At 65.0% G+C, this 19,732-nt stretch carries 20 protein-coding genes; 8 read left to right on the top strand and 12 right to left on the bottom strand.

Translation table 11 applies throughout. The annotated features are described in order from the left end of the window. Positions 1–2: 2 nt before the first annotated feature. Together phnH and phnG are read right to left on the bottom strand one after the other, a co-directional pair. The gene (gene phnH, locus QX073_RS08870; RefSeq protein WP_316201799.1) at positions 3–614 is read right to left on the bottom strand and encodes a phosphonate C-P lyase system protein PhnH; all 612 of its coding nucleotides are present in this window, start codon (positions 612–614) and stop codon (positions 3–5) included. Then, on the bottom strand, positions 614–1,069 hold the full coding sequence (gene phnG / locus QX073_RS08865) for a phosphonate C-P lyase system protein PhnG (protein WP_316166194.1): 456 nt from the start codon (positions 1,067–1,069) through the stop codon (positions 614–616). The genes phnH and phnG overlap by 1 nt, the downstream gene beginning before the upstream one ends. Positions 1,070–1,188: 119 nt before the next feature. Here phnG and phnF point away from each other — a divergent pair, with 119 nt between their 5' ends. Beyond that, positions 1,189–1,914, top strand: coding sequence for a phosphonate metabolism transcriptional regulator PhnF (phnF, locus tag QX073_RS08860; RefSeq protein ID WP_316201798.1), 726 nt, complete (start codon positions 1,189–1,191; stop codon positions 1,912–1,914). Between the two features lie 35 nt (positions 1,915–1,949). Here phnF and QX073_RS08855 read toward each other — a convergent pair whose 3' ends face one another. From QX073_RS08855 to phnC, 9 genes are all read right to left on the bottom strand, one after another. Further along, positions 1,950–2,792, bottom strand: a complete 843-nt coding sequence (locus tag QX073_RS08855; RefSeq protein ID WP_316225637.1) for a phosphodiesterase — start codon at positions 2,790–2,792, stop codon at positions 1,950–1,952. Positions 2,793–2,799: 7 nt separating this feature from the next. Continuing rightward, entirely contained in the window at positions 2,800–3,852 is a 1,053-nt protein-coding gene (locus QX073_RS08850; protein ID WP_315713035.1) for an ABC transporter ATP-binding protein, read from the bottom strand. A gap of 5 nt (positions 3,853–3,857) precedes the next feature. Beyond that, the gene (locus QX073_RS08845) at positions 3,858–4,643 is read right to left on the bottom strand and encodes an ABC transporter permease (RefSeq protein ID WP_316201796.1); all 786 of its coding nucleotides are present in this window, start codon (positions 4,641–4,643) and stop codon (positions 3,858–3,860) included. Positions 4,644–4,647: 4 nt separating this feature from the next. Further along, complete coding sequence (locus QX073_RS08840) at positions 4,648–5,463, bottom strand: ABC transporter permease (RefSeq protein ID WP_315713039.1); 816 nt, start codon at positions 5,461–5,463, stop codon at positions 4,648–4,650. A gap of 52 nt (positions 5,464–5,515) precedes the next feature. Further along, positions 5,516–6,523, bottom strand: a complete 1,008-nt coding sequence (locus tag QX073_RS08835) for an ABC transporter substrate-binding protein (protein ID WP_315752875.1) — start codon at positions 6,521–6,523, stop codon at positions 5,516–5,518. Positions 6,524–6,682: 159 nt separating this feature from the next. Then, the gene (gene phnE / locus QX073_RS08830; RefSeq protein WP_315713042.1) at positions 6,683–7,531 is read right to left on the bottom strand and encodes a phosphonate ABC transporter, permease protein PhnE; all 849 of its coding nucleotides are present in this window, start codon (positions 7,529–7,531) and stop codon (positions 6,683–6,685) included. Further along, positions 7,528–8,412, bottom strand: coding sequence for a phosphonate ABC transporter, permease protein PhnE (phnE, locus tag QX073_RS08825; protein WP_315741003.1), 885 nt, complete (start codon positions 8,410–8,412; stop codon positions 7,528–7,530). Before phnE (QX073_RS08825) ends, phnE (QX073_RS08830) begins: the two co-directional genes overlap by 4 nt. A gap of 95 nt (positions 8,413–8,507) precedes the next feature. Next, complete coding sequence (phnD, locus tag QX073_RS08820; RefSeq protein WP_315741002.1) at positions 8,508–9,440, bottom strand: phosphonate ABC transporter substrate-binding protein; 933 nt, start codon at positions 9,438–9,440, stop codon at positions 8,508–8,510. A 79-nt stretch (positions 9,441–9,519) separates the two neighbouring features. Beyond that, the gene (gene phnC / locus QX073_RS08815; protein WP_315713048.1) at positions 9,520–10,329 is read right to left on the bottom strand and encodes a phosphonate ABC transporter ATP-binding protein; all 810 of its coding nucleotides are present in this window, start codon (positions 10,327–10,329) and stop codon (positions 9,520–9,522) included. Between the two features lie 174 nt (positions 10,330–10,503). Here phnC and QX073_RS08810 point away from each other — a divergent pair, with 174 nt between their 5' ends. From QX073_RS08810 to QX073_RS08780, 7 genes are all read left to right on the top strand, one after another. Continuing rightward, a complete protein-coding gene (locus tag QX073_RS08810; RefSeq protein WP_316201795.1) occupies positions 10,504–11,166 on the top strand; it encodes a DapH/DapD/GlmU-related protein in 663 nt (220 codons plus the stop codon). Continuing rightward, a complete protein-coding gene (locus QX073_RS08805; protein ID WP_316225636.1) occupies positions 11,163–12,347 on the top strand; it encodes an alpha-D-ribose 1-methylphosphonate 5-triphosphate diphosphatase in 1,185 nt (394 codons plus the stop codon). The genes QX073_RS08810 and QX073_RS08805 overlap by 4 nt, the downstream gene beginning before the upstream one ends. Before the next feature lie 6 nt (positions 12,348–12,353). After that, positions 12,354–13,064 (top strand): DUF1045 domain-containing protein, encoded by a 711-nt coding sequence (locus tag QX073_RS08800; protein ID WP_316225635.1) that lies wholly within the window; start codon positions 12,354–12,356, stop codon positions 13,062–13,064. 770 nt (positions 13,065–13,834) lie between these two features. Further along, on the top strand, positions 13,835–14,389 hold the full coding sequence (locus tag QX073_RS08795) for a peroxiredoxin (protein WP_316225634.1): 555 nt from the start codon (positions 13,835–13,837) through the stop codon (positions 14,387–14,389). 2 nt (positions 14,390–14,391) lie between these two features. Then, a complete protein-coding gene (locus QX073_RS08790; RefSeq protein ID WP_316225633.1) occupies positions 14,392–14,937 on the top strand; it encodes a carboxymuconolactone decarboxylase family protein in 546 nt (181 codons plus the stop codon). 503 nt (positions 14,938–15,440) lie between these two features. Beyond that, the gene (locus tag QX073_RS08785) at positions 15,441–16,358 is read left to right on the top strand and encodes a sel1 repeat family protein (protein WP_316225632.1); all 918 of its coding nucleotides are present in this window, start codon (positions 15,441–15,443) and stop codon (positions 16,356–16,358) included. A 217-nt stretch (positions 16,359–16,575) separates the two neighbouring features. Continuing rightward, on the top strand, positions 16,576–18,807 hold the full coding sequence (locus QX073_RS08780; RefSeq protein WP_410052365.1) for an ABC transporter substrate-binding protein: 2,232 nt from the start codon (positions 16,576–16,578) through the stop codon (positions 18,805–18,807). A 13-nt stretch (positions 18,808–18,820) separates the two neighbouring features. Here QX073_RS08780 and modD read toward each other — a convergent pair whose 3' ends face one another. Then, the gene (gene modD, locus QX073_RS08775) at positions 18,821–19,696 is read right to left on the bottom strand and encodes a ModD protein (RefSeq protein WP_316225630.1); all 876 of its coding nucleotides are present in this window, start codon (positions 19,694–19,696) and stop codon (positions 18,821–18,823) included. Positions 19,697–19,732: the final 36 nt, after the last annotated feature.

The raw sequence follows: 19,732 nt of genomic DNA, 5'->3' as shown, positions 1-19,732 counted from the left end.
CCTCACTCTCCTGCGGAAACGAGTCGGGTCGTTCGCAGGATGGCGACGATGGACGAGCCATCGACCAGCACCACATCGACACCACGCGGAAACAGCTTCTCATTGATCGACAGCCGCTCGAACAGATCGGCGGGCGCGACCGTTGCACGGAACGATGTCGCCCCGTCGATGCCTGGACCGCGCAGCTTGAACGCCGGCCCCTCGGACAAGCTCGGCACCTGCAGGATCAGCGTCGTCGAGCGATCAGGGTATTCAGCACTGCCGAGCGCGAATGAATCCAGATCGGGCAGCGCTTCGGGGTCCGCCGCCACCGCAAAGCAGGCGAGCGCGGCATCGGCGACGATCGGCGCCCCGGTGTGAAACTTGAGCCAGGCGCCGACCTCGGCCGTACCGGCGAGCAGCGCATCGAGCCAGATCGGCGTATCGTGATCGAACAAGGTCAACGCGATCGCGGCGGCACCGATCATCATGGACGAGGGGCGGCCGACATCGCCCTCGACCTGCCGCACATTGCCCGGACGCGCCATGGCCTCCATGACGGTACGGAAGGTCGATTGCGCGGACAGGACATTGTCGGCGAAACCAGGCTGCAGATCGGAAGCGGCAGCAGCCATCAGCCTTCTCCTCGCACCATCGTATAGAAATCGACACGCGTGGCCGCAGCCTCCTCCGCTCGATGCTCCCGCGATGCGCGCATCAGCTCCTGCAGCGGCGCGACCACCTGAGTCTCGATCGATCGCGCATGGCTCGACGACTGGATCATCGCGTCACACAGCGCCATCAGACGCGCCTTGCCGGCGTCTCGTCCGAGCACATAGCCGAACCCGACCTCGCCGCTCTCCAGCCGTACCGCGGCGCGCGACACCGTCGCTTCGCCGACATTGAACGGCGCGCCATCACCGCCGATCCGGCCCCGCAGCATCACGAGACCATTCTCCGCCGGACGCAGGTCGCGATACTCAGGCAGCGCCAGTCCGTCGAGCCTGGCGCGGATGTCCGCATGCGAGGCATGCGCCAATACCCGCATCGCCGTCCTGCGCCGGTCCTGCATCGCGGTCTCGCCTTCCATCTTCACCCCGAACTTGCTATCGCGAAGTTGTCTATGTTAATAGACAACTTCGTAACGAAGCGCCATGACTGTTTGATGACATGGGCGTGATTTTCAGGTCGCGCAGCGGAGAACCGCAGATGAGCATGCAGGGCGCCGACTCGGGCGTGGCACTGTGGCGCCGGGTGGCCGACGGCATCGAGCGCGACATCGCCGACGGCCGCTTCGCGGCCGGCACCCGCCTCCCCGGCGAGACCGATATCGCCGAAACCTACCGCGTCAACCGTCATACGGTGCGTCGCGCGCTCGCGACCTTGGCCGAGCGCGGCCTCGTGCGCGCCGAGCGCGGCAGCGGCACTTATGTCGAAGCGCCTCGTCTGTCATATCCCCTGAGATCGCGAACCAGGTTCTCCGAGATCGTGGGCGCCGGCGGGCGCGAGCCGCGCGGACAGTTGATCGCAGCGTCCGAAGAGTCGGCGACGCGCGAACTCGCGCACGCGCTCCGACTGAAGACGGGGGCGCCGCTGGTCCGAATCGAGGCACTGCGTCTTGCCGACAAGACCCCCATCTGCGTCAGCACGTCCTGGCTGTCGTCCGAGCGATTTCCCGAGGCCGGCCACATCTTCGCATCGCTCCGCTCGATGACGGCGCTGCTTGCGCATTACGGCATTCGCGACTATCGCCGCGGCGCGACCAGGATCACGGCGGCCATCGCCGACGCGAGCGACGCCGCACGGCTCGACCTCGCGCTGGGCCGTCCGGTGCTGGTGGTCGACAGCACCGACATCGATGCCGATGGGACGCCGCTGGTCAGCAAGCGCTCGCGCTTCGCGGCGGAGCGCGTGACGTTCGAGGTCGAGAGCTAGACCAGACCCCGCCGCCTCGCTTCGTTCTTGCGCCCTCAGTCGATGAGCGTGCCGTCCTGATTGAAGAACGGATGCGGCCCGTCGAAATCCCCGATCGGCACCTGATGCGTGACGACCGTTCCAAATCCCGGTCCTGGAAACCAGGCATGAAGGTGAAAGGCCGGTGGCTCGATCCGGAAGGATGGCGGACGAAGCTCGGCCAGGTCGAGCGCGACGGCATGGTTCGGTGCCGGGCAGATCGTGCAGGGGATGCCCGCAAACCGGGTCAGCGTCGCGCGATGAACGTGACCGCACCCGATCAGTTGCACCCGCGGATGGCGCGTGAGGACGGCCGCGAGATCGTCGGCGTTGCGCAGGTTCTGCCGGTCCATGTGCCAGATGCCAGTGGCGAACGGCGGGTGGTGCAGAAACAGCAGGGCCGGCCTTTCGCTGGATCCGGACAGCGCGGCGTCGAGCCATTGCAGACTCGCTTCATCGAGCTCGCCATGCGGATGGCCGGGCACGCTGGAATCGAGCAGAAGCAGATCGAGATCGGCCAACTCCACGCACCGGTTCAGCGGACCGGTGGGTTGACCATGCAGAGCGTCCGGAAACGCCGCGCGCATCAGCTCGCGTGAATCGTGATTGCCGGGCACGGCGACGAATGGAGTTCCAAGCTCGACGAGAAGATCCTTGAGATGATCGTACTCGGCCGACGACGGCGTATCGACGAGATCGCCCGAGATCATCACCAGATCGAGCTTCGGCTCGAACCGGTTGAGCTCCGTGATGCAACGGGTCAACGCGCGCGCCGTATCGACGCGGCGGTAGGCGAGCCGGCCGGGCGCCTTGATGTGCAGGTCGGATATCTGGGCGATGACGACGGGGCTCTTGGTCATCAGCAGATCAGCCTTTCTCCGGCAACAGCCGAATGGAGTCCGGTGCAATCCGCAGGCCGATCCGCTCTCCCGCAGCGACCCTGATCGAATTCGGCGCGTCCACGGTCAGTGCAATTGAGGCGGCGTCGCGGACGATGATCCGCTGCCGGTCGCCGACAAAGCGGACGCTGTCGACGACGCCAGTCAGACTCGATGCCGCGGCATCGACGATCCCGATCGTTTCCGGCCGAACCATCGCCACCGCCAGGTTACGTGGACCGGGATCGGCGATCGGCTGCCGACCTCCCGGCAGAACGAGCTGGGCTCCGTCGATCGGCGCCTCGATGATGTTGGCCGCGCCGACGAACTCCGCGACGAATCGATCGGCGGGCGAGAAATAGATCTCGCGCGGCGTCCCGATCTGGGCGATGGCGCCCTTGCGCATCACGACGATGCGGTCGCCGAGCTCCATGGCTTCGGCCTGGTCATGCGTGACGTAGATCGCCGTGATGCCGAGCGTGCGCAACAAGCCGTTGAGCTCGCCGCGCAGGCGCTCTCGCAAGGCCGCATCGAGCGCGGTGAGCGGCTCGTCGAGCAGCAGCACGCTCGGCCGTATCGCGACCGCGCGCGCCAGCGCGACGCGCTGGCGCTGGCCGCCCGAGAGCTGATCGATTCGCCGATCTTCGAGGCCGGCGAGGTTGGTCAGCGTGACCAGCTCTGCGACCCGCGCGGCGCGCTCCGGCTTGGGCACGCCGCGGATCTTGAGCCCGTAGCCGATATTGTCCGCGACGGTCATGTTGGGGAACAGCGCGTAGGATTGAAACACCATGCCGACATTGCGCTTCTCGATCGGCTGCCTCGTCAGATCCTTGCCGCCGAACAGCACGCGCCCGCCTGCATCGGGTGTTTCGAGCCCGGCCACGATCCGCAGCAGCGTGGTCTTGCCGCAGCCGGACGGCCCCAACAGCACCAGCGTCTCGCTCTGCGCGATGTCGAGCGTGGCGCGCGCGAGCGCGCAGGTCCCGTCGGCAAAGGTCTTGCCGCAATTCTCCACCTTCAGGGCGGCTCCATGCCGGGTCATCGTGCTCACCGCAACCTTCCTCTCTCGCCGATCCACTGCATCGCCACGAGCAGCGGAATGATCATCACGAAGAAGATCAGCGTGTAGGCGGATGCGACCTCGAGCCGCATCGATGCGTAGCTGTCGGCGAGGCCGACCGGCAGTGTCTTGGTCAGCGGCGTATGCAACATCCAGGTCAGGTTGAACTCTCCGAGAGATAGTGTCACCACCATGAGGCTGCCCGCCAGGATGCCGGGCGCGGCGTTGGGAACGATGACGTCGATGAAGCGGTGCCATGGCGCGGCTCCGACCGATGCGGCACCTTCGTCGAGCGACTTCACGTCGATCGTCGAGAACACCGCCATGACGGACCGCACCATGAATGGCATCGTAAAGATCACATGGCCGGCGAGGATGAACAGCCATGAGCGGCGGAAGCTTCCCGCCCCGCCATAGGTGAGCAACAGCGCGAGCGCGATGGCGAGCCCGGGAATCGCGAGCGGCAAGGTGATGATTTCCTCGACCAGCCGCGCCAGCCGTCCGCCGCGAACGTGCAGCGCATAGGCAGCGGGAACACCGACCACGAGCGTGACCGCCAGCGTGCCCAGCGCGATCAGGATCGATGCCATGATCGTGCCCGCGTAGAGCTCCCAGACCTGGGCCACCCACTGCAGCGTCACGCCGGACTGAATGCCGCGGAAGTAGTTGACGGTCACGCCCGCGGCGATCGAAAGGCCGGCCGGCACGGCCAGGAAGGCGGCGACCAGCAGTGTGAACAGCAGTTGAAGGATGAAGATGGCTCTGTCGCGCACGTGCCTACCCTGCCGCTGCCACCGAGCTGCCGGCGAAGGAGCGCGCCAATGCAAGCATCAGCCAGGTCATCAGGCCAAGGCCGACCGAGAGCGCCGCCGAGGTGGCCAGGTTTCCGGCCAGCGTGAACTCCGTGTAGATCAGCATCGGCAACACGTCGATGTTCGTGGCCAAGGTGAATGCCGTTCCGAACGCGCCCATCGCGGTCGCGAACGCGATTGCGCCGGATGCGATCAGCGCCGGGGTCAGTGCCGGCAGAATCACGTCGCGCAGCACGGCCCAGGGGCTTGCGCCGAGCGAGCGCGCGGCCTCCTCCAGCCCCGGGTCCAGCTTCTGCGCGGCAGCCATGATCGTGAGGATCACCCGCGGAATCGAGAAATAGAGATAGCCGAGGAACAGCCCGTAGATCGAATAGGCGAATACGAGCTTGTCGCCGGTGAGCCGGGACGAGACCTCGCCGATCAGCCCCTGACGGCCAGCCAGAAGGATGATCATGAAGCCGACCACGACGCCCGGAAAAGCGAGCGGAAACGTCAGGATCGCAACCAGGATCGCGCGGCCCGGAAACCGGTGACGCTGCAGAAACAGGCCGGCGATCGTCGCGATGATCAGGGTCGCGATCGTGGTGGCCGCCGCCAGCGCCAGCGTGTTGAGGAGAGTCGTGCGGTAGCGCGGTTCGAGAATGATCGCGAGATATTCGGTCAGACCGTGCGGTCCCTCGGCGCCGGTCGCGAGCAGCCTCGCCATCGGCAACAGGAAGAATGCCGCGGTGACGGCCGCCAGGGGCAGCAGGCAGAGCCGGACGAAGGATTTGTGCGACATGTGATCAAGTGCACCTCCGCCGGATCGTCTCCGGCGGAGGCGCGGTGCTCCTTCAGCGGACTTCGGACAGATAGCGATCGACGAAGCCCTTTTGCGCAGCTTCCATATCGCCCCAGTTCACGCTCTTGGCGCGGGCGTAGTCGCTGTCCGGCAGGAACTTGTTCTTCACCGAGTCCGGCAGCTCGATCGGGCGCGCCGGACGCAGATAGGCATTGGTCCAGATCGCCTGCCCCTTGTCGGAGAGCAGATAGTCGATCACCTTCTTCGCCTTGTCCTTGTCGGGCGCGTTCTTCACAAGGCCGACGACATAGGGAAAGACCACCGAGCCTTCGCAGGGAATCACGAACTCGAAATTGCCCTTCTCGGTATATTTCGCGCGGTAGGCGTTGAAGTCGTAGTCGAACAGGATCGGGATCTCGCCCGAGACGACACGCGCATAGGACGTCTGCTTCGGCACGATCGGATCGTTCTTGCGCAGATCCTTGAAGAACGTAAGGGCTGGCTCGAAATTGGCCTGCGAACCGCCGAGCGCGAGGTTGACGGCAACGGCGCCGACATAGCCGACGGCCGCAGAGCTCGGATCGAGGTAGCCCACCATGCCCTTGTAGTCGGGTTTGAGCAGGTCCTTCCAGCAGGCCGGAACGGGCTTGCCGCCGAGCGCGTCCTTGTTCACGAACAGACCGAGCGTGCCGGAGTGGATCGTGGTCCAGTAGCCGTCCGCATCCTTCAGGCCGGCGGGGACCTGATCCCAGTTTGCGGGCTTGTAGGCCTCCAGCGCGTCCTGCGTCTTCGCCTTCATGCCGAAGGTGACGCCGAAATAGCCGATGTCGCCGACCGGATTGCTCTTCTCGGCGAGGATCTGCGCCAGCGCCTGGCCGGAGTTCTTGTTGTCGTGTGGAATGTCGTAGCCGAGATCGGTCTTGATCGCCTTGAGCATCGAGGCCCAGTCGGCCCATTCCGGCGGGCAGTTGTAGCAGATGACGTCCGCGGCTTTGGCCGGCTGCCATGATGCGGCAACACATAGCGCGAGCAGCGCGAGAACGAGGCGAGTAAGCTTCATGAAGACGGACTCCGTATGTCCTGGCATGGCAGCCAGTTCCGGAGCTTCCCCTAAAGGCGGCACGTGAAGGATTTGCGACAGTCGGTGCAGCACACACAGCCGGCACTGCATCCTGATCGTTCGTAGGCGAACGATCGCAACCTTCGGATGCCGCGCTGTTCAAGCAATGGCGCGGCGGCCGATGATCGCAAAGCGCAGCTTGCCTGAGATCCAGTCGATCACAGCCACCGCCACGAGGATCATCAGGATCAGGAACGACACCTTCTGCCATTCCAGCACGCGGATCTGCTCCGCCAGCTGCAGCCCGATGCCTCCCGCGCCGACGATGCCGATGATCGTCGCCGAGCGCGTGTTGGATTCGATGAAGTAGAGCACCTGGCCGGCAATCACGGGAAGAACCTGCGGCAGAAGGCCGAAGCGGATCTCATGCAGCGGGCTGCCGCCGGCAGCGCGAACGCCCTCGACCTGCCGCCGGTCGGCGCTCTCCATCGCCTCCGAGAACAGCTTGCCGAGCGCTCCGAAATCCGAGACCGCAATCGCCAGCACTCCGGCGAACGGCCCGAGGCCGACGACATTGATCCAGACCAGCGCCCAGATCAGTGTGTCGACGCCACGAATGGTGTCGAACAGGCGACGCACCGGAAAACGGAAGATCGCCGACGGGATGATATTCCTGGCTGCAAGCAGGCTGACCGGAAGAGCGAACACGGCCGCCAAGGTGGTGCCGAGCACCGCGATCGAGAGCGTCTCGCCGAGCGCCTTGAGATAAATCGGAAGCGATGAGCCGGGATCCGGCGGCAGCATCATCCGCGCGATCCAGCCGAGCTGGCCGAGGCCGGACAGCATCCGCGACGGCGAGAAGTCGAGATCGACCAGACCGAAGACGAAGATCGCCACGGCCAACGCCAGCACGAGCGGCGTTGCAAGGCGTGCGGACAACGGCCGATTGAAGATCTGCGGATAGCGCTCGGCGAGCTGCTTCGGGTCGGGTGAGCCGGAGATACTCATGTGCGGGCCTCCGAGCCGAACAGGCGGCCGCGCAGCCAGCCGGTACCGATGTCGATCAGGAACACGGTGACCACGATCATGACAAGAATGGCACTGACGTCGGAATAGTAGAACTTGCGGATCGCGACCACGAGCTCCTGGCCGATGCCGCCGGCACCGACGAAGCCCATCACGGACGCCTCGCGCACGTTGATCTCGAACCGCAGCAGCGTGTAGCTGGAGAAGCCGGCGATGACCTGGGGCAGCACGGCAAAGCGCATGCAGGACAGCCAGCTCGCGCCGGTGGCGCGCACGCCCTCGACCGGCTTCATGTCGGCGTTTTCGACGACCTCGGAGAACAGCTTGCCGAGCGCACCGCTCGAATGAAGGGCGATGGCGAGGACGCCCGGGATCGGCCCAAGCCCGAAAGCAATGACGAAGATCAGCGCGAACACGACGCTCGGAACGGTGCGGGCGAATTCCAGGAGCCGGCGCACCGTGAAGCGGATCCACGGCGCGGGCGAGGTGTTCTCGGCGGCGAGGAAGTTGAGACCGAATGCGACGAGCATTCCGGCCATCGTGCCGACGTAGCTGATCAGCAGCGTCTCTGCCAGAAGCTTGATCCACTTCTTGAAGCCCCAGAACCATTCGGGCAGATTGGTCCAGACCCGCTGCCCGTCGTCGAGCGTGAAGATGCGATCGAAGTAGCTGATGAAGTTGCCGAAGTAGGTATAGAACGTCCGCAGATTGACCTCGGCACCGATGGCCGCGGCGAAGAGCACCGCCAGGAATACCATGGCGGACAGGGCAAGACGCAATCGACGGCGCGAAACGGCCCGCCGATAGGTCTCGTTCAGAGCCGCAAGCTGCTGGCTCGGAAGGATCGAAACGGCAACAGCCATCGGCTTCGTGCTGCTCTTGGTTCGGACGTGTGAGGGATTCTTCAACGGACGAGCCGGGCCCCACGAGACCCGGCTCACCATCGATGGATCGTCGATCAGGACGCCTTCTTGCGCAGGCTGTCGACGAATTTGATCAGGTCGATCGTGCCATCCCAGTCCTTCGTCGTGGCAGGGTGGAAGCCCTTCTTCTGGCCGTCGGAGAGACGGTCGAAGGCGGCCTTGTCCTTGATCGGCGCATCGAAGAAGGCCTTGGCGATCGCCGATTTCAGATCGTCCGGCAGGTCCGTGTTGTAGGCGTAGGGGCCGTTGATGATCGGCGCCGACTTGTGAATGATGCGGAAGTCGTCCTTCTTCATCGGCGAACCGTCAGCGTTCTTCAGCATGCCCTTGGTCAGCATCTGGGCCAACGTCGAATCGTTGTCGCTCGTCCATTGGTTGGCCGCGATGTCGACAGTCCCCTGGGACAGGGCCAGCACCGCGTTCTCGTGGCTGCCGGTGAAGACAACCTTGCCAAAATACGTCTCGGCGTCGGTCACGCCCATCTTGTTGAGCTCGAAGCGGGGCACGTTGTTGCCCGACGTTGAGTTCGGATCGACGAGGCCGAGATTCTTGCCCTTGAGGTCTTCGACCTTCCGGTACGGGCTGCTCGCCTTGACGAAGAACACCGAATAGTAGCCGGTGCTGCCGTCGGAGTTGATGTCGTTGGCGAAGGCATCGGTCTTGACCCCGGTGAGCCGGGCGCGGGCAAACGACGCCGAGCCATAGCTCGCGATGTGGATGTTGCCGGCGCGCTGGCCTTCGATCACGGCCGCATAATCGTTGGCGATACGCAGCGTCACCTTCACGCCCAGCTCTTTCGAGAGATAGTTCACGAAAGGCGTCCAGCGCTCGGTGACACCCGAGGCGTTCTCTGCCGGGACCACGGCGAAGGTCAGCTCAGGATACTTCGCCTTCCAGTCCTCGGCTGACGCCGAGGCCGTGAAAGCCAGCGCAGCGACGCCCGCCAGAACGATGCGACGATTGATCATAACATGCCCTCTTGTTGCAGTAAGTAACAGGTCTCGCCCCCGCGCCATGCGGAAGCTCGAGCTTGCAGAAATCCGCGTCTCAGGCCACGGCCGCTTCGCCGAGTACCGGCACCGTTGCCGCCGGTGCCGGATGGATCGAACCCATCACCTCGTCCGCCTCGAGATCGTAGAGTTCACGTGCGATCTGCGCCGTCAGCGCCGACGGCACGTCGTCGAACACGATCCGTCCGGTCGCCATGCCGATCAGGCGATCGCAATAGCTGCGCGCCAGATCGAGCGAATGCAGATTGCAGACGACGGTGATGCCGAAATGCTTGTTGATGCGCAGCAACGCGTCCATCACGATCTTGGTGTTACGGGGATCGAGCGAGGCGATCGGCTCGTCTGCGAGAATGATCTCGGGGTTCTGCACCATCGCGCGCGCGATCGCGACGCGCTGCTGCTGCCCGCCCGAGAGCTGATCGGCGCGCTGCGCGGCGAGGGAGGCCATGTCGAACTGCTCGAGCGCCGACAGCGCCATGGCGACATCCTCCGCTGGCCAGAGCTGCGCCAGCGAGCGCCACGACGGGATTTCGGCCAGTCGCCCCATCAGCACGTTCGTCAGCACGTCCAATCGGCCGACCAGATTGAACTGCTGGAAGATCATCGCCGAGCGCGCGCGCCACTGCCGCAGGTCACGGCCGCGCAGCGCCGTCACGTCGAGATCCTTGAAGAGGATGCGGCCGCCGCTCACCGGGCTCAGGCGATTGATGGACCGCAGCAGGGTCGACTTGCCGGCGCCGGAACGCCCGATCACGCCGACGAAGCTGCCCGGTGCAACAGAGAAGGATGCATTGTCGACTGCGGCTTTCATGCCAAAACGGCACGTCAGGCCATCCACCACCAGCATTGAATTCTCCAGACGCCTCGCTTTGGCCTATCGCTAACGTCTGGATTCTACAGTTATGTGACAAGGACACTGCGGCGCCACATCCGTCCACACGCTGGCCGCAGTCATGCAGATGTCACGCCTCTGTCATAAGGGAGATCCAACACCCTCACAGGCGTAGAGACAGGACGCGAGATGGCCGGCAAGTCGCTTTCGATTGAACCTACAGTTGACCCTTCGGCCAAGCTCCAGGACGTGACGCTCGGCGCCTATTGCGAGATAGGCGCCCGCACCATCCTGCAGGAGGTGACGATGGGCGACTACTCCTATGTGGTCAACGATTCCCAGATCACCTACACGAGGATCGGGAAGTTCTGCTCGATCGCGGCGATGACCCGGATCAATCCGGGCAACCACCCGATGCAGCGGGCGACGCAGGCCCATTTCACCTATCGCGCCAGCGCCTATTTCCCAGGAGAGCCGGACGATGCGGAGTTCTTCGCCTGGCGGAGAGAGCATCATGTCCAGATCGGACACGATGTCTGGATCGGCCATGGCGCGATCGTGCTGCCGGGCCGCAACATCGGCACCGGCGCGGTCGTGGCGGCCGGCGCCATCGTCACCAAGGACGTTGCGGCCTATACCATCGTCGCCGGCAATCCGGCGCGCCCGATCAAGCGCCGGTTTCCGCGCGAGGTCGAGCAGCGGCTGCTGGATCTGGCGTGGTGGAATTGGAATCACGAGGCGCTGCGCGCGGCGCTGCCGGATTTCCGCAAGCTCGCGATCACCGCGTTTCTCGACAAATACGAGCCTGCCCTCGACGCGCGCGTCGCGGTGCGGCAGAGTGCCGCCCCATGACCGATATCTCCATCTCGCGGGGCCGCTGCCTCGTCGATACTGACCTCGTCGACACCTCCTTGATCATATCCGGCGGCATCGTCGCCGGCGTCGGGACACCGGGACGCCGGTCGGGTCTCGAACTCGATGCGGAGGGACTCACCGTGCTCCCCGGCATCGTCGACATTCACGGCGATGCGTTCGAGCGCCAGATGATGCCGCGCGCCGGGGTCGATTTCCCGACTGACGTTGCGCTGATCGACAGCGACCGCCAGGCCATCAGCAATGGCATCACCACGGTCTTTCACGCGACGACCTGGTCGTGGGAGCCGGGCCTGCGCAGCGCCGACAATGCGCGGCGCCTGCTCGAATCGATCGAAGCGCTGCGCCCGCGGCTCGCAGCCGACACGCGCTTCCATCTGCGCCACGAGACCTTCAATCTCGACGACGAGGAGGAGATCGGGAGGTGGCTCGCCGACCGGCGCGTCGACCTGTTCGCCTTCAACGACCACATGGATTCGACGGTGGCGAGTCTGGACAAGCCGCACAAGCGCCAGCGCATGGTCGACCGCGCCGGCCTGCCCGGCGCGGAGTTCGACCAGTTGGTCGCGCGCATCGCCTCTCGCGCCGATGCCGTTCCGGCCTCGATCGCGCGGCTGGCCGAGATCGCTCGCAAGGCTGGTGTCCGTATGCTGTCGCACGACGACGACAGCCCGGCCATGCGCAAGGCGTTTCGCAGCCAGGGCGTGACCATCGCAGAGTTTCCGGTCAACGAGGAGACTGCGCGCGAGGCCGCCCAGGGCGGCGACGCGATCGTATTCGGCGCGCCCAACGTCGTCCGTGGCGGCAGCCATACCGGGTGGACGAAGGCCAGCGACATGATCGCCAAGGGCCTCTGCTCGGTGCTGGCCTCCGACTACTACTATCCAGCGCCGCTGCTGGCAGCGTACCGGCTTGCAGCCGACGGCGTTCTTCCGCTGGCGCGCGCCTGGGATCTGATCTCGGGCGGCCCTGCACGCGCAGCCGGGCTGGCGGACCGCGGCATGCTCGCCGAGCGCCGCCGCGCCGATATCATTCTGGTCGACGACCGCGTGCCGTTGCGCCCCCATGTCGTCGCCGTGATCGCGTCCGGCCGGCTGGTCTATCTCACCGAGACCGACCGGCTGAACGCCCGGCCGGCGCGTGCCATGGCGGCGGAGTAGCGAACCATGGCCAAATTTCCGCGCTATGCGATCTACTATGCTCCACCAGCAACAGCCGACCTGACGGAATTCGGCGCGAGCCTGCTCGGATACGACGCGTGGAGCGGCGATGACCGCAGCTTTCCGAGCGAGATCGTCCGCGCGGTTCCAGACTGGGCTGAGCTGACCGCAGACCCGCGCAAATACGGCTTTCACGCGACCTTGAAGGCTCCGTTCGAGCTGTCCGATGCGGAGAACGAAGCCGCGCTCCGCAGCGCCTGTGCCGCGTTCGCGGCCACGCCGCGAGCCGTCCCGGCCATCCGTCCGATCGTGGACGCGATCAGCGGCTTCATCGCGATGATCCCCGGCGAGCCGTCGCCGGCGCTGCAACAGCTCGCGGCCGATTGTGTCCAGGCCTTTGAGCCATTTCGCGCTCCGATGACGGCCGACGACCGTGCTCGGCGCAAGCCGGATCTGCTGACACCACGGCAGCGCGATCATCTCGATCGTTGGGGTTATCCCTATGTCATGGAGGATTTCCGCTTCCACATGACGCTGACCTGCCGGCTGTCCGACGAACGGCGCCGGCCGATCCTGACGATGTTGCAGGAGAGATTCGCGGCACTGTCACTGACAGAGCTTCGGATCGACAGGATTGTGCTGTTCCGCCAGGCCAATGCCCACGAACGTTTCCGCATCATCGGAGACTGGCCGCTCACGGTCGTCCAGGGGGGATAGCGGCGTCAGCTCGGCATGGCCTGCATAGTGCGGCGGCGCCTCGCGGTCGAAGACCGAGAGTGGCGGCGAGATGTCGGCGCGCTCCCGCGGCAGGGCTCCCCATCCTGCCGCGAGCGCGGCTGAGGTCGCGAGAAATCGTCGATCGATCGACAGGCTCGCGCTTGCATTTGGTGCCGAGACAGTTTCGCTCATGGTGATGAACTCCTCCCAGGCCGATGAAAATCTGCGAGGAGACTATGGTCGGGTCATCGCGCAGCAAGGCGAAATAACAGACGCGATCTGCCGAAAAGCTGACAACACTGTGCGCCGCGCGACACCTTGCACCGTGCCGCGCCGTGATCTGCCGACGGCTTGTCGCCTTGATGCCGCTTAGCGAGTCGCCGTGGTCAAACGTGCATCGCGACGAAGGCGATAATGTCAATTTTGCCACTTCGGCCGCACAAAGAAATTGCACGTCGGGCGTCGTCGAGACCGTCAACACGACGTCGCATGGCGCTTCGACCAAGCGGATATCAACCTCATTTTGCCGTGGCGACGACGCGCGCGCTCCGGCTGTCGTCGCCCGATGTCCGATCGCAACGTCACGAAGCCGACGCTCCAAGCCAGCTCCATCCAAAAGCTCCCCATCGCCACGGCCTCGCACTCGCAGCATGTTGCCGCCACGTGTCGGGTTTTCGACAATCCACTGATACTAAAAACGAATGGCATATCGCTTGCAATGCACAATGCGCCTCGCTATTGCAGCGCAATAATTTTCTTGGAGTGCCCCAATGCTCGGAATCGGAAGCAAGCTGCCATCGTTTGAAATCGTCGGCGTGAAACCCGGCTTTCATCTTCAGGAGGAGAAGGGCGAGAGCGCCTTCGAGACCCTGACCGAGACCAGCTTCCCTGGAAAGTGGAAGATCATCTTCTTCTATCCGAAGGATTTCACCTTCGTCTGCCCGACCGAGATCGCCGAGTTCGCGCGCCTGGCGAAGGACTTCGCGGACCGCGATGCCGTCGTGCTCGGCGGCTCGACCGACAACGAGTTCTGCAAGCTCGCCTGGCGCCGCGACCACAAGGATCTGCACAGGCTGCCGATCTGGCAATTCGCCGACACCAAGGGCGCATTGATCGACGGCCTCGGCGTCCGCTCGCCCGACGGTGTCGCCTACCGCTACACCTTCATCGTCGATCCCGACAACACCATCCAGCACGTCTATGCGACCAACCTGAATGTCGGCCGCGCTCCGAAGGATACGCTGCGCGTCCTCGACGCGCTGCAGACCGACGAGCTCTGCCCGTGCAACCGCGAAGTCGGCGGCGAGACCCTGAAGGTCGCCTGATCATGTCGATCGAGCAGCTGAAGGACCAGATCCCGGACTTCGCCAAGGACGTCAGGCTCAACCTGTCGTCCATGGTCTCCGACGAGACGCTGTCGCCGCAGGCCAAGTACGGCCTGTTCGTCGCCTGCGCGATTGCGACTCGCAATCCGAGCGTCGTTGCGGCCTTCGAATCGGTTGCGGCCGCGCAGCTGTCGCCCGCCGCTTTGGCGGCGGCGAAATCGGCCGCCGCGATCATGGCCATGAACAACGTCTACTACCGCTTCGTGCACCTTGCCTCGAACAAGGAGTACGCGACGATGCCGGCCCGGCTGCGGATGAACGTCATCGCCAACCCCGGCGTCGCCAAGGCCGATTTCGAGCTGTGGTCGCTCGCGGTGTCCGCCATCAACGGCTGCGGCACGTGCATCGATTCGCACGAGAAGGTCCTGCAGGATGCGGGCGTGCCCGCGGCCACGATCCAGACCGCCGTGCGCTTTGCCGCCATCATCCAGTCGGTTGCCGTTGCGATCGAAGCCGCTGGTGTGTCCGTCGCGCTGGCGGCGGAATAAGAATCGATCGGATATGTGAATGCGGCCGGCATTGTCCGGCCGCATTTGTTTTTCGCCATTTCTCGCCTGAGTTGCAGAATTTCCCGGCGCGCCTGCAACTCCTCGGTCCGCTAAGCCCCTGACCTCGCGGCAAAGTCGAGATGGCTGCGGCATCCTGATACTCCAACCGATCTTTCCGCAAAGCGCAGAACTCGCCCCCGATCTCGCGCATTGCGCGTAATCACCGATGCGGCGCGCCGGGAAATTTCCATCAAATAGCCTTACCTACTCACCCTTCCCGACAAGAACATTGATCAGCTTAGGGACCAAGCAACATCGATTGTGACCAGGGCGCGCGAAAACAATGGCGTGCATGTCGGAAGGAAACCGGACCTGTCGGTCTCGACGGAAGCGTTGATGCAATGTCCCCGATGTCGCATCATGTGCGCTTCGGTTGGACCGCGCGCGCCCGACGTCCTGAAGCTATCTCCCACGACCCGTTCGTCGGAGACAGGAGGCTAGTGATGAGTGCTCCAGATCAGAACGATCCGGCGAAACCAGCGCCGCCCTGGGCGAACGAAGAGCTCCGCAGATATGCGCCGCGCCGCCGCCAGACGGAGGCCGGCCCGACGGCATTCGATCCGCCCGCCGACGGCATCCCCCTGCCGCATCATCTGGTGTCCCGGCCAAGCTCCCTGCCGGCGCGGCCAGCGGCCCTTGACCTCGACGATGAGGAGGCCCACCGCGCCTGGAGCGCGAAGCTCGATCCCGTGGTGATGCCCCTGCCGCCGGACGATCCGGACAGATCGTTGCGGCTCAGCAGCATCGTCAAGATCGGTGCCGCCGTCGGCATCGCGGCCTCCATCGCCATGATGGTGGTCAACATGGTCTCCTTCGACAACGGCGCAGCGACACCGGGTGGCAAGAGCCCGATCATGCCAACCGCCGTGCTGGAAAGCCTGGCCCAGATCGATCCTGCGGAAGCCAAGGTCGCCCAGGACGACCCGCCGCAGACGGTCGCCGCGCTCGCGGCTCCCAGCGGTACAGAACTGGCGATGCGGCCATGGCCCTCGACGCCGACGTCGCCAGCGCCGGCCGCCGCGGCACCGGCGGTCTCGCCGCCCTCCGCTGCGCTCCCGATGGCCTCGCCTCGCCCGACCGTTCCACTGCCGCGAGACGAGGTCGATGCTCTGATGAAGCGCGGACGCGACCTGCTCGCCGCGGGGGACGTCGCCAGCGCGCGCCTGATCCTGACGCGGCTTTCCGACGCCGGAATTGCGGACGCCTCCCTTCTGCTCGCGCGCACCTATGACCCGGCCGAACTGACGAAATCGCGGTTGCTCGGTGCTGTTCCCGACGCAGCCAAGGCGCGTGCCTGGTATCTCAGGGCTGCGGAGCAAGGATCGCCGGAAGCCAGCCGACGCATCTCGGCTGCGCGCTAACGCATACATCTCGGAGCGCTCGAGACGCGACCCGGACCGCTCCCTGCGAGACGGTCGGCCGCGATCTGCTGCGCCCAAGAACCAAATATCGATGGGAGGACTGATGATGCACGGCATCCATGCTGCAGTTCGCGCCTGCTTGGCCGCCAGATGGAGCCGACATCGCAAACCGCGGGATGCAAAGAACAGCCACCCTCGAGCAGCCGCATGCCTCGCCCTGGCTCTGTCCGCTCCGCTGGCGCTGACCGGACATCAAGCGGTCGCCGCGGACAACGAGATCCGCATCGGCAACACCATGCCCTATAGCGGCCCGGCTCTCGCCTATGGCGTCATCGGCAAGACGATCGCGGCCTACTTCAACAAGATCAATGCCGAGGGCGGCATCAACGGCCGGCGCGTCAACTTCATTTCCTACGACGACGGCTATGCGCCGCAGAGGACGGTCGAGATGACCCGCAAGCTCGTCGAGGAGGACAACGTCCTCCTGATGTTCGCCAGTCTGGGCACGGCTCCCAACCTGGCGGTCCGCCCTTATCTCAACGCCAACAAAGTCCCACAATTGTTCGTGGCATCAGGCTCCTCGCAATGGGACCAGCCCCACGACTTTCCGTGGACCATGGGCTTTCAGCCGAGCTACCAGGCCGAGGCGCACGTCTATGCCCAGTACCTGCTGGAGACCCACAGCCGCGGCAAGATCGCGATTCTCTATCAGGACGATGATTTCGGCAAGGATTACGTCAAGGGATTGAAGGACGGCCTGGGTGGCAAGCTTCCGATCGTCGCGGAAGTCACCTACAAGGTGACGGACGCCAACGTCAATCAGCAGATCGCCACGTTGAAGGCATCCGGCGCCGACATCTTCTTCGACGTGACCACGCCCAAATTCGCCGTGATGGCGATCCGCCGCGCGGCCGAGCTCGGCTGGCGTCCGGACCACATCATCTCGACGGTCTCGGAATCGGTCTCCGCCGTGATGCAGCCGGCCGGCCTGCAGAATGCCGAAGGCATCTTGTCCGCGGGCTACTACTACGAGGGCGAGGAGGCCGCGGCCGCAGGCGATCCATCCTACCGCGAATGGTCCGCATTCATGGACCGCTATCTGCCCGACGTACCTAGAAGCAATGGTCTTGCGACCTTCGGCTACCTCGCGGCAAACGCGATGGTCGCAGTGTTGCGGAATTGCGGCGACGACCTGTCGCGCGACAACATCATGAGGCAGGCGGCATCCCTGAAGAGCCTCAAATTGCCGATGCTGACGCCCGGCATCACCGTCAACACCAGCCCCCATGATCACGCGCCGCTGGAGCAGATGCAGATGATGCAGTTCACCGGCGGCAAGTGGCAGCGCTTCGGTCCGGTCCGGAGCGGTATCGATCCCGGCAGCGTCAGCGATTCCTTCAAGACCATCTTCCGTTACGGCACGGCGAAGCGCGATCTGGCCAACCAGCTGAATGCCAATACCGTCACGCTGATGACCGGCTCGTTTGGCAGCACCTACGCCAACATGGGCGCGGACCTCGCATCCGCGCTCGACAAGGGGACGGAGCTGCGCATCCTTCCCGTGATCGGCCGCGGCTCGGTGCAATCGGTCGCCGACATCCTGCTGCTGCGCGGCGTCGACGCCGGCATCATCCGCAAGGACACCTTGGCCTTTCTCGAGCGCAAGGACTTCGCCAACAACATCCGCGAACAACTGGTCTATGTCACCAAGCTGTTCAACGAGGAGATGCACGTGCTGGCGCCGAGATCGATCGCCAGCCTGAGCGAGCTCGACGGCAAGACCATCGCCGTCGACCTGCCCGACGGCGGCACCTTCGTCACCTCGATCAACGTGTTCGAGCGCCTCGGGATCAGGCCACATCTGCTCTATATCGAGCCGCGGCTGGCGCTGGACATGCTGCGCAAGGGCGACATCGACGCCATCATCACGGTCGAGGGCAAGCCGGTGCAATGGCTGAGCCAGGTCAGCGATCCCAATCTGCATCTGGTGCCCGTCGACTACGACAAGGCTCTGCACGACGACTATCTGCCGGCGCAATTGTCCGCCGAGGACTATCCGAACCTCGTCGGCGCCTCGGCGCCGGTGAACACGATCGCGGCCGAGGCCGTGCTGGCGTCGTTCAACTGGCCGGCGGGCAGCGACCGTCACCGCCGGCTGTCTCTGCTGGTCGAAGCCTTCTTCAGCAACATGCAGACGCTGCAACGGCCGCCTTATCATCCGAAATGGCAGGAGGTGGCGCCGCTGGCGCCGATCGCCGGCTGGACACGGTTCAAGACGGCACAGGACTGGCTCGATCGCAATACGCCGCCTCCCGAGATGCTGGGGGCCAACGCGCAGGCCAATGATCTGCAGGCGAGCGGCGTTTCGGCCGATCCGCGGCTGTTCCGTGAGTTCATGGAATGGCGAGCCAACCGCCAGAAGCGCGCCGCTCCGCGGCACCCGCAGTAGCCGGGTCGTGCGGTCAAGCCGCGGCCGAGGCAGGGCTGATCCGCACCTGCACGTCGCAGGGACACGCGAGGTAGGGCGCCGAGGTGACCAGCATGTCCGCCCCCGCCGCAGCATAGGCGGCGGCGTTCTGCGCATTCACGCCCCCCGCGGCCGCAATGATCGGCCGCCGCGGCAGCGCCGCGCTGATGGCGATCCGCTCCGCCAGCGCAGCGATCTCGGCAGGCGGAAATTTCTCGGCCTGGATGACGTCGAAGCCGGCCACGGCGGCGGCGACGGCCTGCTCGACCGTGGTGACCTCGATCACGAGCCGCTTCTCCGGCGCGCTCCGCCGCAACCGCTCGGCGACATCGGCAAGCGGCGCATCGCCGAGAAACGCCCGGTGTTCCGGAAACACCAGCACCGTCTCCGACAGGCCGAGCCGATGCATCACCGCGCCACCCGCCTTCACCGCGGCAACGGCGAACGGCTTGGTTCCGGGGACGTTCTTGCGCGTGCAGGCGACCGCAATGCCAGGCCTGATCGCACGCGCCGCGCCGACGATCGCAGCCGCCCCGGTGGCGACGCCTGACCAGATCTCGATGAGCGTCTGCGCCACCTTCCAGCTCCGCAACAGGCCGGCCGCCGTGCCCTCTGCACGGAGGATCGGGGCCCCCTCCTCCAGCACCATTCCGCTGCCGGCGAACAATTCGACATGGCAGCCCGTGAGCTCGATCAAGGCCGCCGCGTCCTCGGCCAGGGCCAATACCATGCGACCGCGCGCAGCGAAGTGCATCAGGCCCGGCTCGGCGCCGATTCCGAGCGTCTCCGTCGTCAGGTCGCCATAGGGGACATCGTCGCGGAGCAGCGCTTCCAGATCATGGTGCGTAGCGGTGGTCGGCGCGCGCGACATCTGCTCTTTCTCCACAGGCTGCATCCTCTATATAAA

This window comes from Bradyrhizobium sp. SZCCHNS3052 (assembly GCF_032484495.1).
Lineage (GTDB): Bacteria > Pseudomonadota > Alphaproteobacteria > Rhizobiales > Xanthobacteraceae > Bradyrhizobium.
The sequence above is the reverse complement of the archived record's forward strand: the minus strand, read 5'-3'. Positions and strand labels throughout refer to the sequence as shown.